Origin of the sequence: Caballeronia sordidicola (assembly GCF_002220365.1) — a bacterium.
Classification (GTDB): Bacteria; Pseudomonadota; Gammaproteobacteria; order Burkholderiales; family Burkholderiaceae; genus Caballeronia; species Caballeronia sordidicola_C.
Genome location: NZ_MTHB01000269.1, coordinates 1 through 22,411 on the forward strand (window position 1 = coordinate 1; position 22,411 = coordinate 22,411).

Below are 22,411 nucleotides of genomic sequence, written 5' to 3' on the forward strand. Positions count from 1 at the left end.
ACGTCGGTCAGCGCGCCGTCATCGACGCCAGCAAGCGCATCGTCGAGACCATTTGGTCCCAGAATACGGTCCGCGTGCTGGTAAAGGTCCTCGATGTACCGAAGCTTGCCAGTTTGGGTCGATTCGGCCAGATGGCCCATCGACATGATCAGCCAGACGTTGGCCCAATATCGTGGAATCGCAGACTCACCGACCAGGGTGACGCTTCTCAGTTGGCCCGGAACCAGCGAATCCGATAACTGGAGAAAAGTCATCGATCGACGCAACGGTAAAAAGGTGCCAAATGATACGAAGCTGTTGCGTCGAATCCATGACAGCGAGGCGAAATCCGCAACACTTCTTTAGGTACCACTGACGTTGATAATTTGTATTATGTTAAATTTAGGAAAGTGTACCGCGCGCTCGGAGAATGCGTTTCTACGAACGCTCGTCGTTCATGTGGACTATATTGCACATGTCGCTCACCTCGTCAAAGATGCCACGCGAGCGCTGGTGCGCGCGCTCCAAATGCGGCTTGCCGAGCACGCAGTATCGTTCGTCCACTGGACATTCTTGCGGATATTGTGGGAGACGGATGGGCTGACACAGCGCGAGTTGAGCATGCGAGCCGGTGTGATGGACCCGACGACCTTCGCTGCAGTCAAGGCAATGGAAACGCCAGGCTATGTCGAGCGTCAGCAGATGCTGGACAACAAGAAAAACGTGCACGTTTTCCTGACGGCGGAAGGCCGAGCGTTGAAGGACAGACTCGTGCCGCTCGCCGAGGAGGTGAACGAGATCAGTGTGGCGGGTTTGAGCGAGCGCGACATCAAGACCGCTCGGAAAGTGTTGCTCGCGGTGATCGAAAACCTGGCCGACGATGAATCCGGTTCCGCGAATCCAAAGCGCCGCGTAGCTTCCACGCGTGAGCTTGGACGGCTTATCGCCGAACGAGGACATACGCCGGAGGATACGTAGCCCCATTCTGTCAACAATAGATATCCTTTCGAACTTCCTGACGACGGGTGCGCTTTGGATGCCCGGCGTAAAACGCGCTTCATGCTCTTCGTCCTCGCGTTCTCGGCAATCAATTCCCTCAGTGGCTGATAACCTTCCCTGTTGCAACACTGAAACGAAGTCGCACGCGATGAGATGAGCGCTCGCTCTGCTGGTCCGCGCAAGCCGTTCATATCGATTGCGGCGGCGCTCGGGAAGCCGCCTGCGAGCGAAAGACATCAGGTCTGGACAACAGCGAAAACAACTCGCGAATAGCCGACGGTTGAACGCGACGGGTTGCATTCGCATGCTGTGAAGTCGATGGTCAATTCGAGCTAGCTTCCAATAACCACACACAAATGATCGGGAGGGCGGACGATCAGCCACAGTGGAGCCACGCAACGACGCTTTTCTTCTGAGACGAAGCATAAGAAAATGGCAGGCATTGCCGTAGCAGCAGATGACCATTTTTAGCGAAGCAGTTGGGTGGCACAGGAACAGGCGCAGGGACATCAAGAGCCGATGAACAAATACGAAAGACTAGCCAACGCAATGGCGGCTGAAATTCGCTCGGGCAACATCGCGGTCGGCTCGCGCATGCCTTCGCTGCGCCAGATCATTGCGCAACACGGCGTGAGTCAATCAACGGTGTTTCGTGCGTACTACCTGCTTGAGGAATGGGGTCTGGTTCGTGCGCAGGAACGCTCCGGTTATTACGTGGCACCCGGCGCGAGTGTCACCGCCGCACGAACACCGCGTACCGCGGCCCTCGCCGAATCAAGCAAAGTCGACATTAGTGACCTGGTGTTTTCCGTGCTGGACGCGGCAAAAACGCCGGGCATCGTGCCGCTGGGCTCGGCCTTCCCCTCCCCTCTTCTTTTCCCGCTACCGCGTCTTGCGAAGTCGCTCGCACAGGCCTCGCGGCTGCTCAGCCCGTGGAGCACTGTGGTCGATCTGCCACCAGGAAACGAACACCTGCGCCGCCAGATCGCCATGCGTTACATGGGTATGGGCATATCGCAGCCCATTGAGCAGATCGTCGTTACCAACGGCGCGCTGGAGGCGTTGAACCTGTGCCTGATGGCGGTCACCCGGCCTGGCGACTTGGTTGCCGTCGAGTCCCCCGGTTTCTACGCCGCGCTTCAGGCCATCGAACGGCTGGACTTGCGGGCTGTCGAAATCCCGGTCGATCCTGTAACCGGCCTCGATCTCGACGCACTCGCCGGCGCCTTGAAAAAGCATCCGATACGCGCCTGCTGGTTCATGACGAATTTTCAGAATCCGACGGGAGTGACGCTCTCGCTGGAGAAGAAAAAGGCTCTCGTCGAATTGCTCGCGGAACATGAAGTACCGCTGATTGAAGACGACGTCTACGGCGAATTGCACTTTCAGCCCGAGTATCCGTTGCCGGCACTAGCGTTCGACAAACAGGGGCTCGTCATGCACTGCAGTTCGTTCTCGAAGACGCTCGCACCGGGCTACAGGATCGGATGGACGTCGGCAGGACGGTTCACGGACAAAGTTCAGCGGCTGAAACTGATGACGACGCTATCGGCCAGCATTCCGGTGCAGGCCGGTATGGCCGATTATCTTCAGCATGGGGGCTATGATAAGCACCTTCGCAAATTGCGCGGAGCATTGAGCCAGCAACTCGGCGACATGGATAACGCTATCCGGCGCTGGCTACCGCACGGGGTTCGACGCACGCATCCGAGCGGCGGGTATTTTCTCTGGCTTGAACTGCCCGAAGCAATCGACGCCATGGAGTTGCACCGTCTTGCAATCGAGGAAGGTATCAGCCTTGCACCGGGCCCGATCTTTTCTGCCACCCACGCATTCGAGCACTATGTGCGGCTCAACTTCGGTCATCCGTGGAGCCCGAAGATAGATGGCGCAATTCGTGTACTGGGCGAGTTACTTGCGCGCCCGTCGGTGCGCGCCAAACGGTGAAGTCCGTCTGCACCACGGAACCGTGTCATAGGGCACCCAGGTCATGTTGTGCCTGATGAGACCGGAAGTGGTCTCCCTCAGTCAGAAAACTCAGTGTGCCACCGCCGTAGCAAGCCGTGCGAGACCGAACAGAAGTGCGCCAAAGCCCCCAGCCAGTCCGATGGCAACCACAGGTAGCATCGGCAGCTTTATCGCCGCCATGTCGGCCTGATGTGATGCGCTCTTGCGTACTCCAAAAAAACTCCACAGTACGATTCTCAGTATTCTCAGAAAAGCCATGACTCACCTCTCGCGGTCGACCAACGGCACAACATTTTCAGTGATTCATCATAGAGCCGTTGCGACGCGTCAAACAGCAGCAGTTGGACGAAGTTTCGCAGCAGCAGAAGCCCGGGGGCGGCTTCTGCTGCCTACGATTCGATGCCATCTGCTTCTTGAACCGGACGCACGACTCCCTTACCTTTCTGCACAGCTTCGGACGCTCGTCACAGTTTGAAGCGACTTAAGGTTCAGCGGTCGTCATTCAACGTTCAAGCATTCGCTGACCGACCGCAAAGAATGCAGGGCCTACTCGACAAGACCGCAGGACCGCCGCGACAATGTACCAATACACCGAATTTGACAGAGACTTCGTGCACAGGCGGGCTGCGCAATTCCGCGACCAGATCGAGCGGTGGCAGAGCGGCAAGCTGAGCGAAGACGATTTCCGCCCGCTTCGCCTGCAGAACGGCTGGTATGTTCAACGGCATGCGCCGATGCTGCGCGTGGCCGTACCCTACGGCGAGTTGTCGAGCGCGCAGCTTCGTGTGCTGGCTCGTGTGGCCCGTGAGTACGATGAACCCGAGGCGCAAGTGTATCGGCTTGCCTCGGATGCCCAACGAAAGCTCGGGACTGTCCGCCTCCCCACTCACTACGCTCATTTCACCACGCGTACGAATGTTCAGTTTAACTGGATTCCGTTATCGAAGGCCGCCGACGTGATGGACCTCCTCGCGAGCGTCGACATGCACGGCATCCAGACAAGCGGGAATTGCATCCGCAACATCTCCTGCGATGAACGTGCAGGCGTTGCGCCCGACGAGATTGCCGACCCCCGTCCGTTCGCGGAAATCATGCGCCAATGGACGACGCTGCACCCGGAATTCGCCTTCTTGCCCCGTAAATTCAAGATTGCCATTACCGGCGCGACTGAAGACCGTGCGGCAACCGACTGGCACGACGTGGGCCTGCATCTCCTTCGCAACGGCGCCGGGGAGTTGGGGTTTCGTATTTCTGTCGGCGGCGGCATGGGCCGCACGCCCGTGATTGGAACCGTCATGCGTGAATTTCTGCCATGGCAGCACATCATGAATTACGTCGAGGCGGTCGTGCGCGTATACAACCGGTATGGCCGTCGCGACAACAAATACAAGGCGCGTATCAAAATATTAGTGAAGGCCGAGGGCCAGCGTTACATCCACGAAGTGAAAGAGGAGTTTGTCCAGATCGTCAATCATGACGGCGGCCCGCATACCATCCCGCAAACCGAACTCGACCGCGTGAGCGCATCTTTCGTTCCGCCGAAACTGACGGGGCGCCTCTCACACCTAAACCCCGACGCTCTTGAGATGCTGAAGGAACGAGCCGCACAGCACCCGCTTTTTGAGCGCTGGCTGCAGCGTAACGTGGCCCTGCACAAGGATCCGTCCATGCGGATCGTTACCCTCTCGTTCAAGCGCCTGCTTCAGGCGCCAGGCGACGCGTCAGCCGATCAACTCGACCTGGTCGCCGGTCTTAGTGACCGTTTCTCAGCAGGCGAAGCGCGCGTTACGCACACGCAGAACCTCGTGCTCCCGTGGGTGCATGTCGACGACCTGTTCATGCTGTGGGAAGCGGCACGCGACGCCGGTCTTGCGAGCGCAAATGTGCACCTTCTTACCGACATGATCGCGTGTCCGGGGGGCGACTTCTGTGCGTTGGCGAATGCGCGCTCGATTCCGATCGCCGAAGCAATCACCGCGCTCTACCAGGATCTCGACGAACTCAATGACCTCGGGGAAATCGACCTCCATATCAGTGGCTGCATCAACTCGTGCGGTCATCACCATAGCGGTCATATAGGCATCCTCGGCGTGGATAAGGACGGTAAGGAGTGGTACCAGGTCACCCTTGGCGGATCGGACGGCTCAGCCACGAGCGGCGCCGCGCAACCGGGAAAAGTGATCGGCCCATCCTTCTCGGCATCCGAGGTGCCCGAAGTCGTCGATGCGGTCCTTTTGACGTATCTGTCCATCAGGCAAAGCACTGGCATAAGGCAAGAGCGCTTCATCGAGACCGTAAGGCGGGTTGGTTTAGACCCCTTCAAGGCAGCCGCGAACGATGTGCGCGAATAGAGAGAAAGTCGCATGACGGATAACGCACACTTCAGGGTTCTTACGGCACTCGAGCACTCCCTTGACCCTGACCAACAGGTTGTATCACTCGGTAATGACGAAGATCCGCTAACGTTGAATAGCAGGGTTGAACGGGTCGAGCGCATTGAACTGTACTTCCCTCATTTCACTGACGGGCGTGCTTACAGTCAGGCGTACCTGTTGCGCCGGCGACTCGGCTTCAAAGGCGATTTAAGAGCGACCGGCGATGTCCTGATCGACCAACTCGTCCAGATGGAACGCACAGGGTTCTCTAGCGCCGTATTGAAAGAAGGCGTCGACCCCGCTGATGCCCATCGTCAATTCGAGCGCTTCCCAGCGTTCTACCAGAGCGACCTTGTAAGTGAAACATCGGTGCTTCGATGTAATACGCCAAAAAAACGATGGTCGTAGTGTCCGCCTGCCTCGCGGCGGAGGAACGGTTCAGGGCTGTCACCCTGTCACCCCTGTCCCGACGTCAGGTTGACGGCTTGGCCTGAGGGCGATGCTACTGCTCCCGCCGATAAGTTCGCCCGTCCACAGGGTTTTGCGACCGCACCTGCAACGCACCGGCTTCAAGGCAGTCAACGATACCTACGGGCACCTATCGGGCGACCATGTGCTCGTCGAAGTCGCCGCGCGCTTTCGCCACTGCGTGCGTAACAGCAATGTGGCCGCGCGTCTTGCCGGCAATGAGTTCACCGTCCTGCTGACCGGCAGCGGGTCGGAAGAACACGCGGTGGCATTGTCACGTTGAATAGTTGAAGCTGCAAAAGCCTATGGAACGCGCTGTTGCTCAGAACGCAGACGGATCTTGGGTGAGCTCAGTCAAACAATGCCAGGAGGCAAAGCGGTCGCCAAGTTGCTTGCGGTAAAGCGATGCGCGTAGTAGATGTCGCTTGAGTGCGAAGTGCTGCCGAATTAGACCGAAGCTCGACAGGAAAGCCTGCGTGAGTTCCGGAACTCGGAGGCCACGCATTCGACGCTCGCGTTCGCGCGTGGGCCGATGGCTATTTTCGGCCCGACTGTTTAGCCGTGCACTGGCTTTTACGAAGACATGCTTGACGTTGGCCAGTTCGGGGATCTCGGCCTTTGCCGCCGGATCGCTCGGCAGTTGGTCGATCACCATTTTGCGGGGCATTTCAGGACACGAGGCCAGCACGCGCTTGAAAAATCCCTTGGCTGCAGCCTTTTCGCGACGCTTCTGCGACAGAATCAAGCTCGGTGCCATGCCGATCGACTGCTCGCCATAGCAGGTATGGCTGGCCGCGCAGCGTCACGAATACCTCGTCGAGGTGCCATGTGGTGCCAGGCTTGGGACGCCCCACTTTCACTCGGCGCGCAAAGCCCGCTCCAAATTTGTCGCACCAGCGCCGGATCGTTTCATCCCTACGGGACTTCCTTCGGGGCGTAGCTCACGACAACGCCGCGCTCGAACAGCAACGCTTCGACGTCGCGAAGACTCAATTGGAAGCGAAAATACCAGCGCTTGGCGCAGCTGATAACGGCGGCCGGAAAGCGATGACCGTGATAGCCAGATTTAGCACGAAAAGGACGAATACCCCTGCCCCCAACGAGACTGCAGAAACGACGGTTCTGCTGGGCCGGCCTTATCGCGCACGACCGCCGTCATAACGTGGCCGTTGCAAGGCGATATGGTACGGCGATCCAATTGGAGGGTCGTTTGGTTTCCCGATAGGAACTGTCCGGCACTCCGTAGGACCGTGCCAGTGATCCAGATTTCCTGTTGTGACGGCAGTGTTTGCAAGGGCGGCTCAGCGGCCATCAAAGTAGCCATTGAGCCGGCCGCCAGGACGGCCGACGCCTGCACTGCCTGCGTGCGTTTTTTCATGATGCCGCTTCAATCGAGCTTGATACTTTTGACCCAGGGCTTGGCCGCTGTTTTACGTCAACTGCCCCACCGGTTTGGCGCGAAACGCAGGGCGGTCACTGGATTGGCGGCACAACCCCCAGCTTCTCGGCGAGCATGCGCTCATACACACCGAAGTGCAGATCGACTTCCTCCTGACTCACAGTTGTTACCACAATGTTTACCTGACTTACCTCCAAACCGAGTACTACCGCGATCGCGGCTTCAAGTTGAGGCGCACACACCGCGTCGTTTGCCGTCGTTGTGCCAATAGCGATTTCATAAGTCCGTTCCTGCTGGAAAACGATTTCGACCAACCGCGCACGCGCGCTCATGTTGTTTTCGATTGCCAGCTTTACGACATCCGCCATATTTCGCATCGTTTCGGCTGGAAAGCCACTTGTCGAGCGCAGTCTGACGCGATTTTTCCCTAGCGTGAGCCAGTCCGAATTGAACTCCATCGTGATCTCCAATTTGTCGTTGCAACCACCGCGACAATAGGGGGCACCCGGACGAATTTCAAGATCGAAGTTTTCGCCGCATTCCCCTTGAAATTTTTAATGGACGATCTATCTTAAATATCGCTCAGGCAGACGCGCCGGTGATATCGGCGCGCTGCGTGTTTCGATTTGTTTGCCCACAGTTGGCAGGCGAACTGGAGCGCGTAGGCCCGTTCGCCTCCATGCTGCATCAAGGAGGATAAGACCATGAGTGATCTCTATTCCAGAACCGACCTGTTCAGCGAATTCGACCGTTTGCAGCGCCAGATGGAGAGCCTGTTCGGCGGCTTGCCGTCAAGCCTGCGATCCAGTCGCTTCGGCGCTTTCCCGCAGATCAACATCGGTACGACCGACGACTCAATTGAAATCGTCGTGTTTGCTCCAGGTGTCGATGTTGGCGGCCTCGATGTAGCCATCGAGAGGGGACTGCTGACGATCAGCGGCGAGCGCAAGCCCGCGCAAGGCGTTGCTGGAGACGGCACCCGCACCTATGCGCAGGAGCGCTTTACCGGGACCTTCCGCCGTGCGATCGAACTGCCGCAAAACGCTGACCCCGACAAGGTACAGGCGCGCTATACCAATGGCTGCCTGTCGATCAGCGTCGGCAAGCGCGAATCATCGAGGCCTAAATCCATTACCGTCCAGTAACTCAGTTTTTTCGCGGAGCTAAACCATGAACCAAAAAAACCAACTTGCTGAGCGTGAGCAGAACGCCAAAGCACCGCGCGCGGGCGATCAGCCGACACGGCGGATGACGCTCACTCCAGCCGTCGACGTCTTCGAGGACAGCCAGGGCATCACGCTGTGGGCGGACTTACCCGGCGTCACGAAGGAAAAACTCGACGTGCGGGTGCACGACGGCAACCTCTATATCGAAGCCGAAGCGGTCGTGCCGACACCTACAGGTTTGCGGCTGCAGCACGCCGAGATTCGTGAACCGCGTTTCGCGCGGACGTTCTCGCTGAGTCCGGACTTTGACACGTCGAAGATTTACGCCAACCTGCAGGACGGCGTGCTGAAGCTAACGCTTCCACGTCGCGACGAAGCACGGCCGCGGCAGATCGAGGTGCAGACGAACTGAGCTGAAGACCAGCAACGATGACAGGCAAAAGCGGGGGCGACCGCAAGGTCGCCACCGCCATGTTCGCAAGGGCACGGCGGCCGCCTTTGGGGGACGGCTGCGCTACGTTGCAGCGTGAGCGCAATGACGAGCCTCTGATCCTCCCGCCAGAACATCGAGGAGCATAAGATGAACCCTGACCCGAAAAAGTGGAACCCTTTCAAATTTCTCCGCGGTTCAGGGCGCAAGCCTGGAGCCGAGAGCGCGCAAACTTCGGCAGACGGCGAAGCGCCGCGCGTTGGGTGGCCCGACGTTCAGCGGCTCTTCTCCCGCGATTCGTGGCGCGCGATGGAGGATTTTTTTCTCGATCCATTTGCAGCGCGTGGCGCGCTCGAACGATGGTTTGGCGACTTCAGCTCATCACGTTTTCAACCACGCATCGACGTGGTTGACGAGGGCAAAATACTGCGCGTGAGCGTCGAATTACCCGGCATGGAGCGGGAGGATCTAACAGTCAACGTCGAGGACGGGGCGCTGGTGTTGCGCGGCGAGAAGAAACAGGACGTGCATAGCGAGGAAGACGGCTGCTATCGGCTTGAACGCGCATATGGGACCTTCACGCGGACGATCCCAATGCCGGAGAACGCCGATCCCGAGCATGCGCTTGCAAAGTTTGACAAGGGCGTGCTTACGTTGACCGTACCGAAACGGGAAGCGCTGCGACCTGTAACCCACACCATCGATATTGGCTAGCCTTAGGCAATAACGTTTCGCTAGCGAGGCTGCCCGCGACGGACGTACCGGTCTGATCCGACGGTGCGTTGGCGAATCTATGCATCGACAGTTTTTCTGAGAGTTTTTCCATACTCGCGGCAACCTTCGCGGTCCATTATGGTATTGGACACGAACAACGCCACGGCGCGATTCCCATGCGCTTGCCGTCGATCATGGTCAGCGGAGGCTTCGATGGGCCGCACCTAACGACAAGTCGAGTTGTTTCGATTGCGTTCACGCTGTCGTTGCCGTTCCCTCGCCGCTGTTTCCTGCTCGAGTAGCCGCTCAAGCTCGGGTTCGGATTGCGCTTCAACGTCGATATCGCCCATCTTCAGCCGTAATTTTCGCCCGGCGATTCCTTCAAACCAACTCGTGACGGCAGCGGCGAGCACTGGTCCAACAATCGTCGCAAGAGGAATGACAAATTCACCCGTCAGGCTGTTGGCCGCGCCAACGCTGCGCGGACCAAGTATTCCCGGCATCGCCATGCAGCCTTGCCTTAAAAATTCGCTTGCTCGGCCTTGGACAGAGCGCCATGTTCCGAACCACACCCAGCCATTGCGCGTGCTGATCGTCGACGACTATAAAGATGGGGCCGAAGCGCTGGCTGCTTATTTATCGTTCAAGGCGATGGAATGCCGGATCGCATTGGGCGGTAGGCAGGCGATCGAGCTAGCGACCGCCTGGCAGCCCGATGTGATCATCATGGATATTTCGATGCCGGGGATCGACGGTTTCGAAGCGACTCTCGCGTTGCGGCGTGATTTACGCGCTGGAAACACAGTGATTATCGCGTTCACCGCGTTGGACGAAGCCGACGTACTTGGGCATCTTTCGCATCCAACATTTGACGGGTATTGCCAGAAGGGCCAACCGCCAGACGTGCTTGTGGCTTTGATTTGGTTCTTCGTGCGCGCAGGTTGACCAGATAAGACCAGTTCAGCAGAGGAACCTCCGTCCCGCTTGCGCAGAGTTGCTGATAAGCCTGCCGCAGTTTGTATTGGCACTCCGAAAGGGCTGCCATCAGCTTCGGTAGGTATCGACGCCAGCCGCGTTCGGACTCGTCATAAAGGAAAAACCGTTGACAAGGTCGATTTGTCAGGATACTGTTACCCTCGAAGTATTCAAGAAGCACGATTGCTGAACATCATTATTCGCCTCACCTGCGCGGTATTCGCTGTCCTCTCACTCCTTGAAATTTTGCCCCGCTCCACCTGGAGCTACTAGTTTTGTCATTTCAAGGAAGATCATGGATATCGGTACAGTTAAATGGTTTAACGATGCGAAGGGCTTCGGTTTTATTACGCCTGACGCTGGCGGCGATGATCTCTTCGCCCACTTCTCAGAAATTCGAGGCGATGGCTTCAAGTCGCTCACGGAAAACCAAAAAGTCAGCTACGAAACCAAGCGTGGACCGAAGGGCATGCAGGCGTCGAACATTTCGCCGCAATAAGCTTTCTGTATCGGGCCTGCTTAGTGGCCCGATAGTCAAACGCACCTGCTGGAGCCGTCGGCTCCCCGTTTCGGTTGTCATGCCTACCATGCGCAACCGCTCGTCTTTCCGACACCCTCCCGCTTAAGCCATATTGCAATGCCCCTGCCAGCCAGACACAGCTGTCGCGCGGGGGCGCCCGCCCTACATCATATGCACAATAATAATTCGAACTACCGATACAACGGCTATTCAGTTTCCCCTTCCGCGCATCGCCTGCCCAACGGATGGTTCGCCGCCAACTTGTTGCTGATCCGTGGTGACTTCCAGAGTGCGGGAGCGGCTCAATACAAATTCGACGCGCTCGACTATTTTGATAGCGAAACCCAGGCCGTAGGACACGCTGCCACTTGGGCGCGCGAATGGGTTGATAGTCGCGGCTAATTAACGTCTGGGATTTGCCGAGACGTTGCAGGTCGATGCCGATTCGGATTAATTGAATCACTAAATTTCATCTGCTCTGTCATCCGGAGCATATAGGTCCGCAAATGCCGTTACTGATCATGCAAGTTGCTGTGAATGGCGAATTGGTAGAAGTGTTTGAAATGCCTGTTGATGGCGTTGAAGGGTGCCAAATGCTCGCGAAAGCCAATGAGGATGAGCGGTCGATTGCTCGGCGCGGTCAAGATATCGAGGACGGTGAGCTATGGGTCGATCTGATCGACGCAGACGGCGAGACCCTCTTCGACCAGGTAGCGTGTTTTCATCGGGCAGACGCCTCCGACGCGCTTCAGGTTTATTTTGGCATGGCGTCCGATGTCGTCAGGGACTGCCTTTCAAAGTCGAACGTCACCTCGCTGTACGCGAGGCATCGCGTAGCGGCGCAAGAGTACTTCCGAAAGGTTGATGGGCTCGTTGGCTGCTCGACATCAGGCTCCAGGCAAAGCAACCGGCGGCGCCTCGGTGAAGCAAGCGTAATGGATTTGGTCACCGAGATTCGCAGACGACTGGGGAGCCAAGATACGCAGTTGGCGTTGAGCGAACTGCCTGCGCCGGTACAGTTAGCAGCTACTCAACTGGCTGAAGCGGCACGCCTCTACGTCACAACCGTCCAGCAACTGTGACGCATAAGATGCGGGCGATGAAACTCGATTGCCCAGACCATTTTCGTTGTCAAAATGGCTAGCATTTAGTTGCTACACGCTCGAAGTCACGCTGCTTATCCAATCTCACGCTCTCGCAAAGTTCGGCGAGGGCTTGCTTACGTTAACGTCGCCGAAACGGGAGGCCCTGCGACCCGCGAACCAAACGATCGATATTGGCAACCTTGAGTGAAGACGTTGCGCTTGCGAGGTGAATGAATGGCTGTACCGAGTCACTATATAAGTTGCCATGTGGTCGAGTAGCAGACCCACTCGGCTGTCAATGAACAGTCCAGTGCCCCTATTCTGTCCAGCGGTCCGCCCACTTGCTGTGTTCGGCTATTCGCTATCCTTACCTGTTATCGATACGCTTCTGCCGTGCTGCGAATTCGTTCTGCCCGTCATGGCGATACGTCGGCGCGGTCGATTTTTTCGAGCATTAGCTTGATCCGCCTGTCGATCGCGGGGGTCAGGAAATCATTCAACTTAAGCGAAGCAACCCTGCGTCGCCAGTATGGCAAACCCAACGCACAGCCTAGAACGAGGTGAGGAACCACTGCTTCGAGGTGGTTCAAATCATTTTCGAGCATATGCCGTCTCATCGCCTTCTCGCTTCTGGTACGTCCGTGATGGACTCCTTAGAGCTTTATCGCTCGTGCCGAGTCGCTCAACCGCCCCCCTCAACTGGCCCCTTCTATCGCCATCAACGTTGCGTCGCAGTTTGTTGTGACGAATACTCGTACCGTAAGATCCCAGCCCGATTAAATTCCACGTATCGACAGATGAGTAGCTGTTTAACTTCCTTCATTCACAGGAAGGCAGGCTCCGGGTACCGTCTTTATGAGCATCAAAGCGGAGAGATCATGATCACTCCAAGCTCTTTCTATGAGGAATATCTTTCACACGAAACAGAGAAATCCGGCCTCCATCTGCAATCTGAATTCGAAGCCCGACCCGATATCTTTGCTTCTCCTCTCTCGCAAAAGCTCAAGTCATCTCGCCGTTTGGTACGCATCCTTGAACGGACCAGGCATCCAGCAAGTGAACTCGTCCATCTACGCGCCCAGAGTTTGCAACCGACTTCCACAACCTCCAAACCCGAGGCTGCACGCCCAATAGTGCCAACCGGTTCCTCCATCGTTCGAGCTTCCACCTCGCACAGCGGTGGCAATGAGTTGCCATCGATCCGAAGGTAACGTCGCGTCCTCACCTTTCACTTGCAAACTCACACATGCTTCGATGGTTTGATGCATGACAGGCAGAGCCTGGAAACATCGGCTGAGGATGAGGAAAGATGATGCCTCGTTTCTGAGCATAGAACTCCCAGCAACGTCATGCCTCGATGACTCGCGATATGACCTGTCGCAAGGACGGGTACTGATTGACGTTCGATTAAATGATGATTCTGCATGAGCCTTCGCCCGGCACCTAATGCACATGATCGACCTACGAAAAAAAGGTCCATTGACATCGAACTGTCCTCATCTGCGGCAGACAAGCCGCCCAACTTTGGGTGCTTATACAAACCCTTGCCAACGCGCGAATCTCTGGATTGAGCGTTCATTCAAGACCTGAGTTAATTCGTGCTTGGCAAGCGTCCGCGTGGTGACGCCGAAACGACACCATTTATGATATTCATGGTGCGGGACGGTGGCAATACTGGACAAAGTTTTAGTGCAAGACTCTTCACAAAACGAAAGGTGCAGCTAAGCCTCATCTAAGGATGGCAGCGTATTTTCGAACTGGGTTAGTCCTTAGCCACACGAACGTATTTTCCGCACACTTCAGGTGAGTTTTTCGATCCAGTAGGGTCGTTCGCCATCGCGCTGCACGTTGTGCAAACCACTTTAAATTCTAAGTACGCACCGTGTAGTCAACATCCTGAGCGCCGCTTGGACTTGAACGCGGCAAGCATATGTTTGAACCAACAGTTTTAGCGGATCAATGCGATGAAAGCTGAAGCCACAAAGGTATGCCTGATGCCCGCTGCCGGCATGACGGCCTTCGCACTGGCCGTGGGTTTTTACGCGTACGGAACGTCGACAGGAACAGTCGCTTCTCTCTACAGCACCCTGGGAAATCTCGTCGGTGTTTCTGTTGGTCTTGGGTTACCGGCGTTGGAAGCGATTCGTGCGAGACGTGCCATGTATATGCTCAGGCTCGAGCGCTTACGTGAGACCGTCACTGTGGTCAACATCAGCCGCGGGCTCGCCGATGAGGCGAACGCCGCGTTGTGCAGCGGCGCGTGCGACTGCAGCTATTTCCAGCGGACCTACAACTACTCTCAGATCGAACATGCAATTCGGCTAGTCGATCAGATCGAGCCAGTTTCATCGACACGACATGCGGACGATGCCGTTGTCGACACCCGGCGTGACCTGCGCACGTTTTTCTCGCTTCTCCACGGCGCGGCGTCCGATTTCCGGGATTGTCAGGCGGTACCGGAGGGAGGGATCGCGAGCCTGGTGACATCGTACGGCAATGTGGCACATGACATTGATTGCCTCGAAACCGAGTGTCGCCGGCTGAAGGAGAAAATCGACTTCTGGCACCTTGCGCTCAAGACCTGAGCGCTGATATTCAGTTGATGTTCAAGAAGCGCTGCGGGGCGGCAAGCGCCTAATGCTCTGCGTATTGATGTTCAGCGCTGTTCTCTGAGCCGTCGATGCCGGAGGTTTCCCGTTTGTGTGCCGTTGCAAGCTGCCATGCAAACAGTCCTGGGACGAACACGAGCAAGTCGCGCAAACGTCTTGCGCCTGCGAGTGCCAGACTGACGGACGGATCGAGGCCTAAAGCGCCCCCGATCAGAACAAAACCGCCTTCCTGAATGCCCAGCGCGCCGGGCACAAAAAACGCTGCGCTACTGAGCGCTTGAATCAGCGATTCGAGCACGACAGCTTCAGCGAAACTGATCTCCGAACCTAGAAAAAACAGCGCCAGCCAGATCTCCAGAGAGGTGGCGAGGCACTGCAGCGGCTGCCAGATGAACAGATAACGCAGCACAACTCCGTGTCTTCTCCAGATCAGCTTGATTGACTGGTCGATGCGTAGCGAGGGACCGGCTAGCGCCGCAATCTGGCCGCTGGTCAGGCGATTGAACAAGCGGCCCAGTCTTTCAAACAGGCCGACGTGCTGGATCAAGGCAAATCCTGCCAGGAGCGGTGTGAGCAGGGCCGGTCCCCAGAGCACCTCCACCGCAAACTGGCGTTCACCCGGCGTGGCGTGGCCCATCAGGAACGCTATGCCGACCAGCGTGAACACGAGTTGGCTGATCAGCGTGAGCTGCATGTCGACGACCAGGCTTGCCGCGGCAGTAGAGGTCCGCAAACCCGCGCGGGTCAGCAGCCGAAACGAGACGATCTCGCCGCCGATCCGCGCGACCGGAAGCAGGCTGTTGACCGACTCGCGAATCCAGACTAGCCGCAGCATTGTGAGCAGACGCGGGCGTCCCGTTCCGATTATGAGCGTTTGCCAGTCACGGGCATTGGCCAGCATCGGCAGGACATGGACGGCGGCGGCCAGGACAAGGCCGGGACCCGCGGAGCGTAGCAGCGCGAATACCGAACGCGGGTCTTCGCGCCACACCAGCGCCAGTGCCACGATCAGTCCAAGCGCGGCTATCACGCGGCCAAGATATTTAGTCATGCGGTGTAAGTGAAATTCGGTTTGACGATGAGCGCGTCAGCCAGGTGCTCGTTGCAAACAAACGCGGGGATTGAGCAGCACCAATCATTTCTCCCCAAGCGGATAGAGCAGGCCATCGCGGCCGACTTTGAACTGGAAGCCTCTCCAAAGTACGCGCGTCGAGAAAAAGCTGCTGACGAAAATGACGAAGCAGACGAGATCCCATATTGGCAATAACCATAGGTCTTCGGAAGCCTGGCCAAGCGCGTGGTCCAGTTGCAGTTTCAGTGCGAGCCGCGTGAGGAGTGCCGCGAGCGTGAGGGGCCAGGTCCACATCGCCGCGCCGGATAATGCGATGGCGAACAAGGCGAACACAAGCGGATGTGTGAGTGCCGAGCCAAGGTGGCCGGCCGGGTCGATTGTTCTGATGGTACGGCTCCAGCGCAGTTCGTGAGAGATCAGTTGCGAGGCGCTGGTTTCAACGCACGCGTGCGTCACAATGATAGGTGGAACAACGACCTTTTCTCCCAGTTGCCGCACGGCTTCCCCAATTGCGTGGTCCTCGGCAAGATGATGAGTGAACTGTGAGAAGCCGCCAATTTTTTCAAGTGTCGCCCGGCGCAAGGCGATGGTCTGTCCGAAACACGGGCGGGCAAGCCGAAGCGCCATGCCGACCACGACGCTGGGCAGGAACTGGTAGTTGCTCGCCTTGGCGGACAGTCGAGGCCAGAAACCCGCATCCGGTAGCCCGCGATAAAGACAGGTGACCAGGCCGACTCCCGGCTTTTGCAGCTCGCCGACAACACCGCGCAGGTAGCCGGGACCGACCCCTACGTCGCTGTCGGCGAATACGAGGATGTCATGCTGCGCGTTGGGCAGCATATTGAGGATATTGCTCATCTTGCGGTTCGGGCCATACAGCCGGGAATCGATCACGATCGCAATCTCAGCATGAGGGTGCAGCCGCTGCAAGCGTTCCACCACCTCGAGCGCTGCGTCCCTCTTGTCGTGGACGCCGAACAGGTATTGTATGGGACCAGGGTAATCCTGCTTGCAGAATCCGGACAAGTTTTCGAGCAGCGCCTGCTCGTTCCCATGCAGAGGCTTGATGATAGTCACACCCGGGAATGAACTGGGCTCCGCGCAGGGGCGCGCCAGAAAGCGCCTCGTCAACGCCGCCGCAACCAGCATGTACAGGATTCCGAAGGCCGCGCTTGCACCGCACACATAAGCTGCCCAGCGAAGCGTTAGGTGCGCCATATGCAGGCTGCCGGCGTGAATGGCGAACGCTGTCAGCAGGACGGCGCCTGCCAGCCACGCGAATCTCACATACAGCGCTCGAAGCCTTCCCTGTTTCGTAGGTGACACGCCGGGAAACTGACCGGGCAGGTCGGGCACATCCGGGGTCATGCCTCGTGAGCCCGGAGAAACTTGAAAAACTCCACGCCTTCACGCAAGCGCCGCTTCATCATCTCCCAGCTCGTCAGCATCTCTCGGACGATTTCCCAGATCTTTGACGGCCTGAAATAGAAGCGCTTATAAAACTCTTCGAGGCCGTGATAAATCTCATCACGCGACAGGTGCGGATAGCCGATCGCCGAAAGCTGGACGCCCTTTGAACTAACGAGATTGATGACCTTGTTTTCCTGCAACCAGCCATTGTCGACCGCTTGCTTGTACAAAGTCGTACCGGGATAAGGCGCGGCAAGGGACACCTGGATGGTATGCGGATTGATTTCCTTCGCGTATTCGATGGTCTTCTGGATCGTTTCACGGGTTTCGCCCGGCAGGCCGAGAATGAAGGTGCCGTGAACCTTGATGTCGAGCTTGCGGCAATCTTCGCTGAAGCGCCGCGCAATGTCCGTACGCAGGCCTTTCTTGATGTTCAGCAGGATCTGATCGTCGCCCGACTCGTAGCCGACCAGCAACAAGCGCAGGCCATTCTCCTTCATGACCTTGAGCGTCGCGTAAGGCACGTTCGCTTTCGCATTGCAGGACCACGTGACCCCAAGCGTGCCGAGTCCGCGCGCGATCTCTTCCACCCGCGGCTTGAAGTCGGTGAAGGTATCGTCGTCGAACATGATCTCCTTGACTTCGGGCATGTTGTCCCTGATCCACTTCACTTCTTCCAACACGTTCTCCGTTGAACGCGTCCGGTACCGATGCCCCCCGACCGTCTGCGGCCAGAGACAGAAGGTGCACTTCGACCTGCACCCGCGCCCGGTGTAGATCGATACATAGGGATGTTTCAGGTAACCGATGAAATAGTTTTCGATCTTCAGGTCGCGCTTGTAAATGGGCGCGACAAACGGCAGTTCGTCCATGTTCTCGAGAATCGGACGGGCTTCGTTATGCATGATCCCGCCGTCGGCCAGGCGATAACTCAAGCCCGGAATCGACGCAAGCGGCAAGCCCTGCGCGATGTCCCGGCAGGTGAAGTCAAATTCTTCCCGGCAGACAAAATCGATTGCCTCGCTGGCGACGAGCGAATCGTGCGGGTCGACCGCGACCTTCGCACCCACCATGCCGACGAGCACCGCCGGATTTCTTTGCTTCAATTGTTCAGCGAACAGGGTGTCAGTCGGAAACGACGGTGTACTCGTATGAATGACGACGAGGTCGTATTGCTGTGCGATGTCGAGCGACGCTTCTACCGAGAGGCCATCGGCGGGAGCATCGAGCAAACGGCTTCCTTCAATCAGCGCGGCCGGCTGGGCGAGCCATGTCGGGTACCAGAACGACCGGACTTCGCGCTTGGCCTGATATCGCGAACCTGCTCCGCCATCAAAACCGTCGTAAGAAGGAGCCTGCAGGAACAGTGTTTTCATGGATACTCCGCTAATGCCAGGGATCGATTGCACGGAACGATCATAGGTGTCTCTTCGACTCCGGCCTATGTCGATCGGAGCACAGGATTCAAGAACGGCGTTTTGGACTCGGGTCTTGTGAATGGGTAACTGTCTTCCATATGAAAATGAAAGTTAGCCGACAGGCTTTAGTGACTTATCGGGTCGCGCTTCTGGCAACAGTCACAGGAAGCCCTTTGTGCTGCGGAAAACGACCACCGCGTGACAGATAGGGGAGCAAGCCGCTCGTCAGGGCGTAAAAAGTGTCAGTTGCTACACATACAAGTAAAATAGACCTATAGCCTTAGCTGATAGTTAGGCAACCTGAACCGTTTGTAATCTTGTGCAACGGAAGACACTCGCATGCGAATCCTGGTGGTAGAGGACGACGAGCTGATCGGTACTGCGATTGCTCGAGCACTGCACGACGCGGCTTATGTCGCTGACTGGGTCATGGACGCGCCCTCGGCAATGGGCGCCTTGCTCACCCGCGAGCATGACGCCGTGCTGCTCGACCTGAACCTTCCTCGCGGAGATGGCCTGAGCATCCTGCGCGATCTTCGCAAGCGTGACGCGGATATACCGGTCCTCATCATGACTGCGCGCGACGGCGTGGATGATCGTATCGAAGGGCTTGATAGCGGAGCGGACGATTACCTGGTCAAGCCATTTAACCTGGACGAAATGCTGGCGCGGCTGCGTGCTGCAACACGCAAGCTCGGTCACCATCCCGACGCCACGCTTTCAAGCGGCAAGCTGTCGCTCGATCCCCGTACGCTGGTCGCGGTGTATAACAATGTCGAGTGCCGTTTGTCGGGTCGAGAGTTCGCGGTGCTGAGGGCGCTCCTCTCGCGTCCCGGCACCATTCTGTCCAGGAGTGAACTCGAGAACCGGGTCTACGGCTGGAACGAGCAGGTCGACAGCAACGCTGTCGAATACCTGATCCATACAATTCGCAAGAAGATCGGGCATAGCGCGATTCGCAACATACGAGGTGTGGGATGGATGGTCGACCGGGACGAAAGCCACGTTCGCTGACAAGACAATTGACGTGGTCGATCATCGGCATCATCGTGGTGTTTGCGTTGATGGGCGGTGCTCTGTCATTCGCCGGTGGTTACCGGGAGGCGAGCCGGCTGCAGGACAGCCACTTGCACGACATCGGCGTTTTGATCAAAAGCGGCAAGCTGATGCTCGCGGCCCCCACTGTGACGTGGCCCGATGCGCATGGCAACGGTATGTCGATGATCATTTCACGCGTGAGTCCGGGTGCGCCCGAAACCGGTATCAATGTGCCTCTGCCGCCCCTTGAAACCCTTCCTGACGGGTTCCAGAACGTTGATTTCGAAGGCAGGCGCTGGCGCGTCAATGTGCAGACCCTGCAAGGCGGCGACCGCCTCCTGGTGGCGGAGCGCTCGACCATACGGGACGAGATCGCTCATGACGGCTCGCTGCGAACCCTGTTGCCCATGCTCGCGCTGACGCCGCTTCTGCTGATTGTCATCGCATTGATCACCCGGGCTGCATTAGCGCCTGTACGCCGCCTTGCAGCAATCGTGGACGGGCAGGACGAGGTCACGCTCGGCGCGCTTTCGGAGGTGGGAATCCCGAAAGAGTTGCTGCCTTTCATCCGCTCGATCAATCGCCTGATCAGCCGGCTCAAGGACGCGATGGTTCAGCAGCGGCGGTTTGTCGCCGACGCGGCGCACGAGCTGCGCTCGCCGCTGGCCGCGTTGACATTGCAAGCCGAGAGTCTCACGGCAGCCACCGACCCGGAGGACGCACGAGGGCGGCTGGCGGCCTTGCAGGCTGCCGTGCATCGCACCGCGAGGCTGGTCGAACAACTGCTCGCGTTGGCCCGTTCACAGCATGCAGCCGCGCCTGCGCATTCGCTTGTGTCGCTCCACCGGCTGGCCAAGGATGCGATCCAGGACGCGGTCAACGTAGCCAATGCGAAAAACGTGGATCTCGGACTCAAGCAGGTGGACGACATCCAGGTCGACCTGGATGCATCAGCTGTCACCATTGCACTGCGCAACCTGGTGGACAATGCGGTGCGCTATGTGCCCGAAGGCGGCAGGGTCGACGTCGCCGTGGTGAACCGAGAAGGCTATCTCGTTTGCAGCGTCAAGGACTCGGGACGAGGCGTTCCCGATGACCAGCTTGTGCGCGTGACCGAGCGGTTTTATCGCGTGCCAGGGACGGTGTCCAGCGGAAGCGGGCTCGGTCTTTCGATCGTGTCCGAGATCGCTCGCCGCAACGGCGGACGCTTGGAGCTGCAGAACGCCAGCGATGGTTTTCATGCGACTTATTATCATTTGCTTTAGCACGCAATGCGCCTGGGCTGCCAGGATCGGTTTTTCCTGGATCTGCGCTAAGTCTGCGCTAAGGCACCCAATTTATTATTAGGCAGGCCGGGTTCCGTTCGCTCTTGCGGGCCGCAACGTGGGCAAACCCCGTGAACGGCCGCCCCCAACAAACTTTCTCCTTAGCCCTCCTCGATGCAAACAAGCGAAACCCCCGCCTTCGGCGCACCCGCCCGGCTTTTTCACTGGCTTACTGCGCTGTTGCTGGTCGGACAGTACGTTATCGGCTGGCTGATGCCTCATGTCAATCACGACACGCGGCCGGTTGGTCTGATCGGGCTACATCTGTCTTTCGGGGCAACGATCGTGTTGCTGGTACTGGTGCGGCTTGCATGGCGTTTCAGCCACAAACCGCCCGCTGAATCGAGCACCTTGCCACGGTTCATGCGATTGGCCGCTAGCGCCACCCACGGGTTGCTCTACGCGCTGCTGATTGCGCTGCCGCTGATGGGTTGGGCAAACGCGTCGGCGCGAGGTTGGGCCGTGTCGCTGTTCCATGTCATTCCGCTGCCCGCGCTTGCTGCCACGGGTTCAGCGCTTGGGCATACGCTTGGCGACGTCCATAAGCTCACCGCCTGGGTCCTGTTGGGGCTCATTGGGCTGCACGTGGCTGCTGCGTTGTTCCACCAGTTCGTCATTCGCGATGGCACCCTGGGCAGAATGCTGCCTGGCGTGCGCAAGACGCGCTGAGAGGTCGGAGTTATCAAATCGAAGTCGCTCTCCCGAGGCCTCGAAAGGTGCCGCTCGCAACTTATCCGCTTTTCAACGTGGCTTCCTTGGCCAGCAGTCTATGCACTTGCCGATTGCCGCGGCCGGCTTCTTTCGCCGTGGTCGCTGCTAATCCAGTTGCTTCCGCCAGTGCAGCGCGCGTCGCTTTGCTGATGCTGACGGTTGACAATGCCAGCGGAATTGCCGCGCTCGCCGCGGTGGTCTTGCTGACTTTGGTCGTTGACGCGCCCGCGGGTACAGATGCCGCTGAAACAGCGGTATCTGCCGGCGACGACGCTAGCCGGCTAGGTAGGTTGATGTTCATTTAGAGACTCTCCCGGTTAGGTGAGTTTCGGTAGTGCGCACGATCTATCGGCGGTTTCGGCTTCGTAGTGGCGGTATGTTCTTTTGTCAATGGCTTCGCCTAAGGAAGCCTTAAGAAAATCTGTTTTGCCACAAAAAGACACAAGCCAATTGGCCCAAGGACGTTTTGAGTGGAACTTGACATCAAGTACCATAATGGCCTCCGCTGTTTCCCATCAGATTCTTTGTAAGCCGACGGCCATGTCGACGGGTTGCGAAGAAGTGATGGTAGGCAGTAGTCGCCCTTATCTGAATCGAGGAATCGTCTGTGAGTGTTGCCGTTGAAACCCTGTTTACTTCCGCGTTGGGTCTGCAAGCTCCGTGGATGGTATCCAGAGTTGAGCTCGATACAACCAAGCGCCGGATCGATTTCGAAGTGTCCTGCGACGCGAAAAAGTTACCGTGTCCAGC

General features: G+C 57.7%; 23 protein-coding genes and 3 pseudogenes. 17 read left to right on the forward strand and 9 right to left on the reverse strand.

Going from position 1 to position 22,411, the window contains the following annotated elements; all coding sequences use genetic code 11:
* Nucleotides 1-254, reverse strand: a pseudogene (locus tag BSU04_RS46875) (site-specific integrase); the annotation flags it as partial.
* A 184-nt stretch (nucleotides 255-438) separates the two neighbouring features.
* On the opposite strand from BSU04_RS46875, the gene BSU04_RS38800 reads away from it, so the two are divergent.
* On the forward strand, nucleotides 439-957 hold the full coding sequence (locus BSU04_RS38800; protein ID WP_256983797.1) for a MarR family winged helix-turn-helix transcriptional regulator: 519 nt from the start codon (nucleotides 439-441) through the stop codon (nucleotides 955-957).
* A 540-nt stretch (nucleotides 958-1,497) separates the two neighbouring features.
* Entirely contained in the window at nucleotides 1,498-2,925 is a 1,428-nt protein-coding gene (locus BSU04_RS38805; RefSeq protein WP_089165527.1) for an aminotransferase-like domain-containing protein, read from the forward strand.
* Between the two features lie 90 nt (nucleotides 2,926-3,015).
* Here BSU04_RS38805 and BSU04_RS38810 read toward each other — a convergent pair whose 3' ends face one another.
* Nucleotides 3,016-3,204 (reverse strand): DUF2970 domain-containing protein, encoded by a 189-nt coding sequence (locus tag BSU04_RS38810; RefSeq protein ID WP_089165528.1) that lies wholly within the window; start codon nucleotides 3,202-3,204, stop codon nucleotides 3,016-3,018.
* A 320-nt stretch (nucleotides 3,205-3,524) separates the two neighbouring features.
* On the opposite strand from BSU04_RS38810, the gene BSU04_RS38815 reads away from it, so the two are divergent.
* From BSU04_RS38815 to BSU04_RS38825, 3 genes are all read left to right on the forward strand, one after another.
* The gene (locus BSU04_RS38815) at nucleotides 3,525-5,297 is read left to right on the forward strand and encodes a nitrite/sulfite reductase (RefSeq protein WP_089165529.1); all 1,773 of its coding nucleotides are present in this window, start codon (nucleotides 3,525-3,527) and stop codon (nucleotides 5,295-5,297) included.
* A 12-nt stretch (nucleotides 5,298-5,309) separates the two neighbouring features.
* Nucleotides 5,310-5,729, forward strand: coding sequence for a DUF934 domain-containing protein (locus tag BSU04_RS38820; protein ID WP_089165530.1), 420 nt, complete (start codon nucleotides 5,310-5,312; stop codon nucleotides 5,727-5,729).
* Between the two features lie 91 nt (nucleotides 5,730-5,820).
* Nucleotides 5,821-6,072 (forward strand): GGDEF domain-containing protein, encoded by a 252-nt coding sequence (locus BSU04_RS38825; RefSeq protein WP_089165531.1) that lies wholly within the window; start codon nucleotides 5,821-5,823, stop codon nucleotides 6,070-6,072.
* Nucleotides 6,073-6,111: 39 nt separating this feature from the next.
* Here BSU04_RS38825 and BSU04_RS38830 read toward each other — a convergent pair.
* Both BSU04_RS38830 and BSU04_RS38840 read right to left on the reverse strand, forming a co-directional pair.
* A pseudogene (locus BSU04_RS38830) lies at nucleotides 6,112-6,649 on the reverse strand (IS6 family transposase).
* Nucleotides 6,650-7,262: 613 nt separating this feature from the next.
* Complete coding sequence (locus BSU04_RS38840; protein ID WP_089165533.1) at nucleotides 7,263-7,646, reverse strand: hypothetical protein; 384 nt, start codon at nucleotides 7,644-7,646, stop codon at nucleotides 7,263-7,265.
* Between the two features lie 246 nt (nucleotides 7,647-7,892).
* Here BSU04_RS38840 and BSU04_RS38845 point away from each other — a divergent pair, with 246 nt between their 5' ends.
* The 3 genes from BSU04_RS38845 to BSU04_RS38855 all read left to right on the forward strand — a co-directional run bounded on the left by BSU04_RS38845 (nucleotide 7,893) and on the right by BSU04_RS38855 (nucleotide 9,498).
* Complete coding sequence (locus tag BSU04_RS38845) at nucleotides 7,893-8,333, forward strand: Hsp20/alpha crystallin family protein (RefSeq protein WP_089165534.1); 441 nt, start codon at nucleotides 7,893-7,895, stop codon at nucleotides 8,331-8,333.
* A gap of 25 nt (nucleotides 8,334-8,358) precedes the next feature.
* A complete protein-coding gene (locus BSU04_RS38850; protein WP_089165535.1) occupies nucleotides 8,359-8,766 on the forward strand; it encodes an Hsp20/alpha crystallin family protein in 408 nt (135 codons plus the stop codon).
* Between the two features lie 168 nt (nucleotides 8,767-8,934).
* Nucleotides 8,935-9,498, forward strand: a complete 564-nt coding sequence (locus BSU04_RS38855; RefSeq protein WP_089165536.1) for an Hsp20/alpha crystallin family protein — start codon at nucleotides 8,935-8,937, stop codon at nucleotides 9,496-9,498.
* 224 nt (nucleotides 9,499-9,722) lie between these two features.
* On the opposite strand, the gene BSU04_RS46880 is transcribed toward BSU04_RS38855, so the two are convergent.
* Complete coding sequence (locus BSU04_RS46880) at nucleotides 9,723-10,001, reverse strand: hypothetical protein (protein WP_179258591.1); 279 nt, start codon at nucleotides 9,999-10,001, stop codon at nucleotides 9,723-9,725.
* An 82-nt stretch (nucleotides 10,002-10,083) separates the two neighbouring features.
* On the opposite strand from BSU04_RS46880, the gene BSU04_RS38865 reads away from it, so the two are divergent.
* From BSU04_RS38865 to BSU04_RS38890, 5 genes are all read left to right on the forward strand, one after another.
* Nucleotides 10,084-10,443, forward strand: coding sequence for a response regulator (locus tag BSU04_RS38865; protein WP_256983798.1), 360 nt, complete (start codon nucleotides 10,084-10,086; stop codon nucleotides 10,441-10,443).
* 325 nt (nucleotides 10,444-10,768) lie between these two features.
* Complete coding sequence (locus BSU04_RS38870; protein WP_086386529.1) at nucleotides 10,769-10,972, forward strand: cold-shock protein; 204 nt, start codon at nucleotides 10,769-10,771, stop codon at nucleotides 10,970-10,972.
* 192 nt (nucleotides 10,973-11,164) lie between these two features.
* Nucleotides 11,165-11,395: a hypothetical protein gene (locus tag BSU04_RS48270; protein WP_089165539.1), complete on the forward strand. Its 231-nt coding sequence runs from the start codon at nucleotides 11,165-11,167 to the stop codon at nucleotides 11,393-11,395.
* Nucleotides 11,396-11,526: 131 nt separating this feature from the next.
* Nucleotides 11,527-12,075, forward strand: a complete 549-nt coding sequence (locus BSU04_RS38880) for a hypothetical protein (RefSeq protein WP_144021494.1) — start codon at nucleotides 11,527-11,529, stop codon at nucleotides 12,073-12,075.
* Between the two features lie 1,967 nt (nucleotides 12,076-14,042).
* The gene (locus BSU04_RS38890) at nucleotides 14,043-14,663 is read left to right on the forward strand and encodes a hypothetical protein (RefSeq protein ID WP_089165542.1); all 621 of its coding nucleotides are present in this window, start codon (nucleotides 14,043-14,045) and stop codon (nucleotides 14,661-14,663) included.
* Between the two features lie 49 nt (nucleotides 14,664-14,712).
* Here BSU04_RS38890 and BSU04_RS38895 read toward each other — a convergent pair whose 3' ends face one another.
* From BSU04_RS38895 to hpnJ, 3 genes are all read right to left on the reverse strand, one after another.
* The gene (locus BSU04_RS38895; RefSeq protein WP_089165543.1) at nucleotides 14,713-15,738 is read right to left on the reverse strand and encodes a lysylphosphatidylglycerol synthase domain-containing protein; all 1,026 of its coding nucleotides are present in this window, start codon (nucleotides 15,736-15,738) and stop codon (nucleotides 14,713-14,715) included.
* An 84-nt stretch (nucleotides 15,739-15,822) separates the two neighbouring features.
* Nucleotides 15,823-16,977, reverse strand: a complete 1,155-nt coding sequence (hpnI, locus tag BSU04_RS38900) for a bacteriohopanetetrol glucosamine biosynthesis glycosyltransferase HpnI (RefSeq protein ID WP_256983800.1) — start codon at nucleotides 16,975-16,977, stop codon at nucleotides 15,823-15,825.
* 146 nt (nucleotides 16,978-17,123) lie between these two features.
* Nucleotides 17,124-18,545 (reverse strand): hopanoid biosynthesis associated radical SAM protein HpnJ, encoded by a 1,422-nt coding sequence (gene hpnJ / locus BSU04_RS38905; RefSeq protein WP_089165545.1) that lies wholly within the window; start codon nucleotides 18,543-18,545, stop codon nucleotides 17,124-17,126.
* A 381-nt stretch (nucleotides 18,546-18,926) separates the two neighbouring features.
* Here hpnJ and BSU04_RS38910 point away from each other — a divergent pair, with 381 nt between their 5' ends.
* From BSU04_RS38910 to BSU04_RS38920, 3 genes are all read left to right on the forward strand, one after another.
* The gene (locus tag BSU04_RS38910) at nucleotides 18,927-19,601 is read left to right on the forward strand and encodes a response regulator transcription factor (protein WP_089165546.1); all 675 of its coding nucleotides are present in this window, start codon (nucleotides 18,927-18,929) and stop codon (nucleotides 19,599-19,601) included.
* Nucleotides 19,565-20,890 (forward strand): ATP-binding protein, encoded by a 1,326-nt coding sequence (locus BSU04_RS38915; RefSeq protein ID WP_089165547.1) that lies wholly within the window; start codon nucleotides 19,565-19,567, stop codon nucleotides 20,888-20,890. The genes BSU04_RS38910 and BSU04_RS38915 overlap by 37 nt, the downstream gene beginning before the upstream one ends.
* Nucleotides 20,891-21,064: 174 nt before the next feature.
* The gene (locus tag BSU04_RS38920; protein WP_089165548.1) at nucleotides 21,065-21,619 is read left to right on the forward strand and encodes a cytochrome b; all 555 of its coding nucleotides are present in this window, start codon (nucleotides 21,065-21,067) and stop codon (nucleotides 21,617-21,619) included.
* 61 nt (nucleotides 21,620-21,680) lie between these two features.
* On the opposite strand, the gene BSU04_RS38925 is transcribed toward BSU04_RS38920, so the two are convergent.
* Complete coding sequence (locus tag BSU04_RS38925) at nucleotides 21,681-21,962, reverse strand: hypothetical protein (protein ID WP_089165549.1); 282 nt, start codon at nucleotides 21,960-21,962, stop codon at nucleotides 21,681-21,683.
* 306 nt (nucleotides 21,963-22,268) lie between these two features.
* Here BSU04_RS38925 and BSU04_RS49215 point away from each other — a divergent pair.
* Nucleotides 22,269-22,411 (forward strand): annotated as a pseudogene (locus BSU04_RS49215) (ISL3 family transposase); the annotation flags it as partial.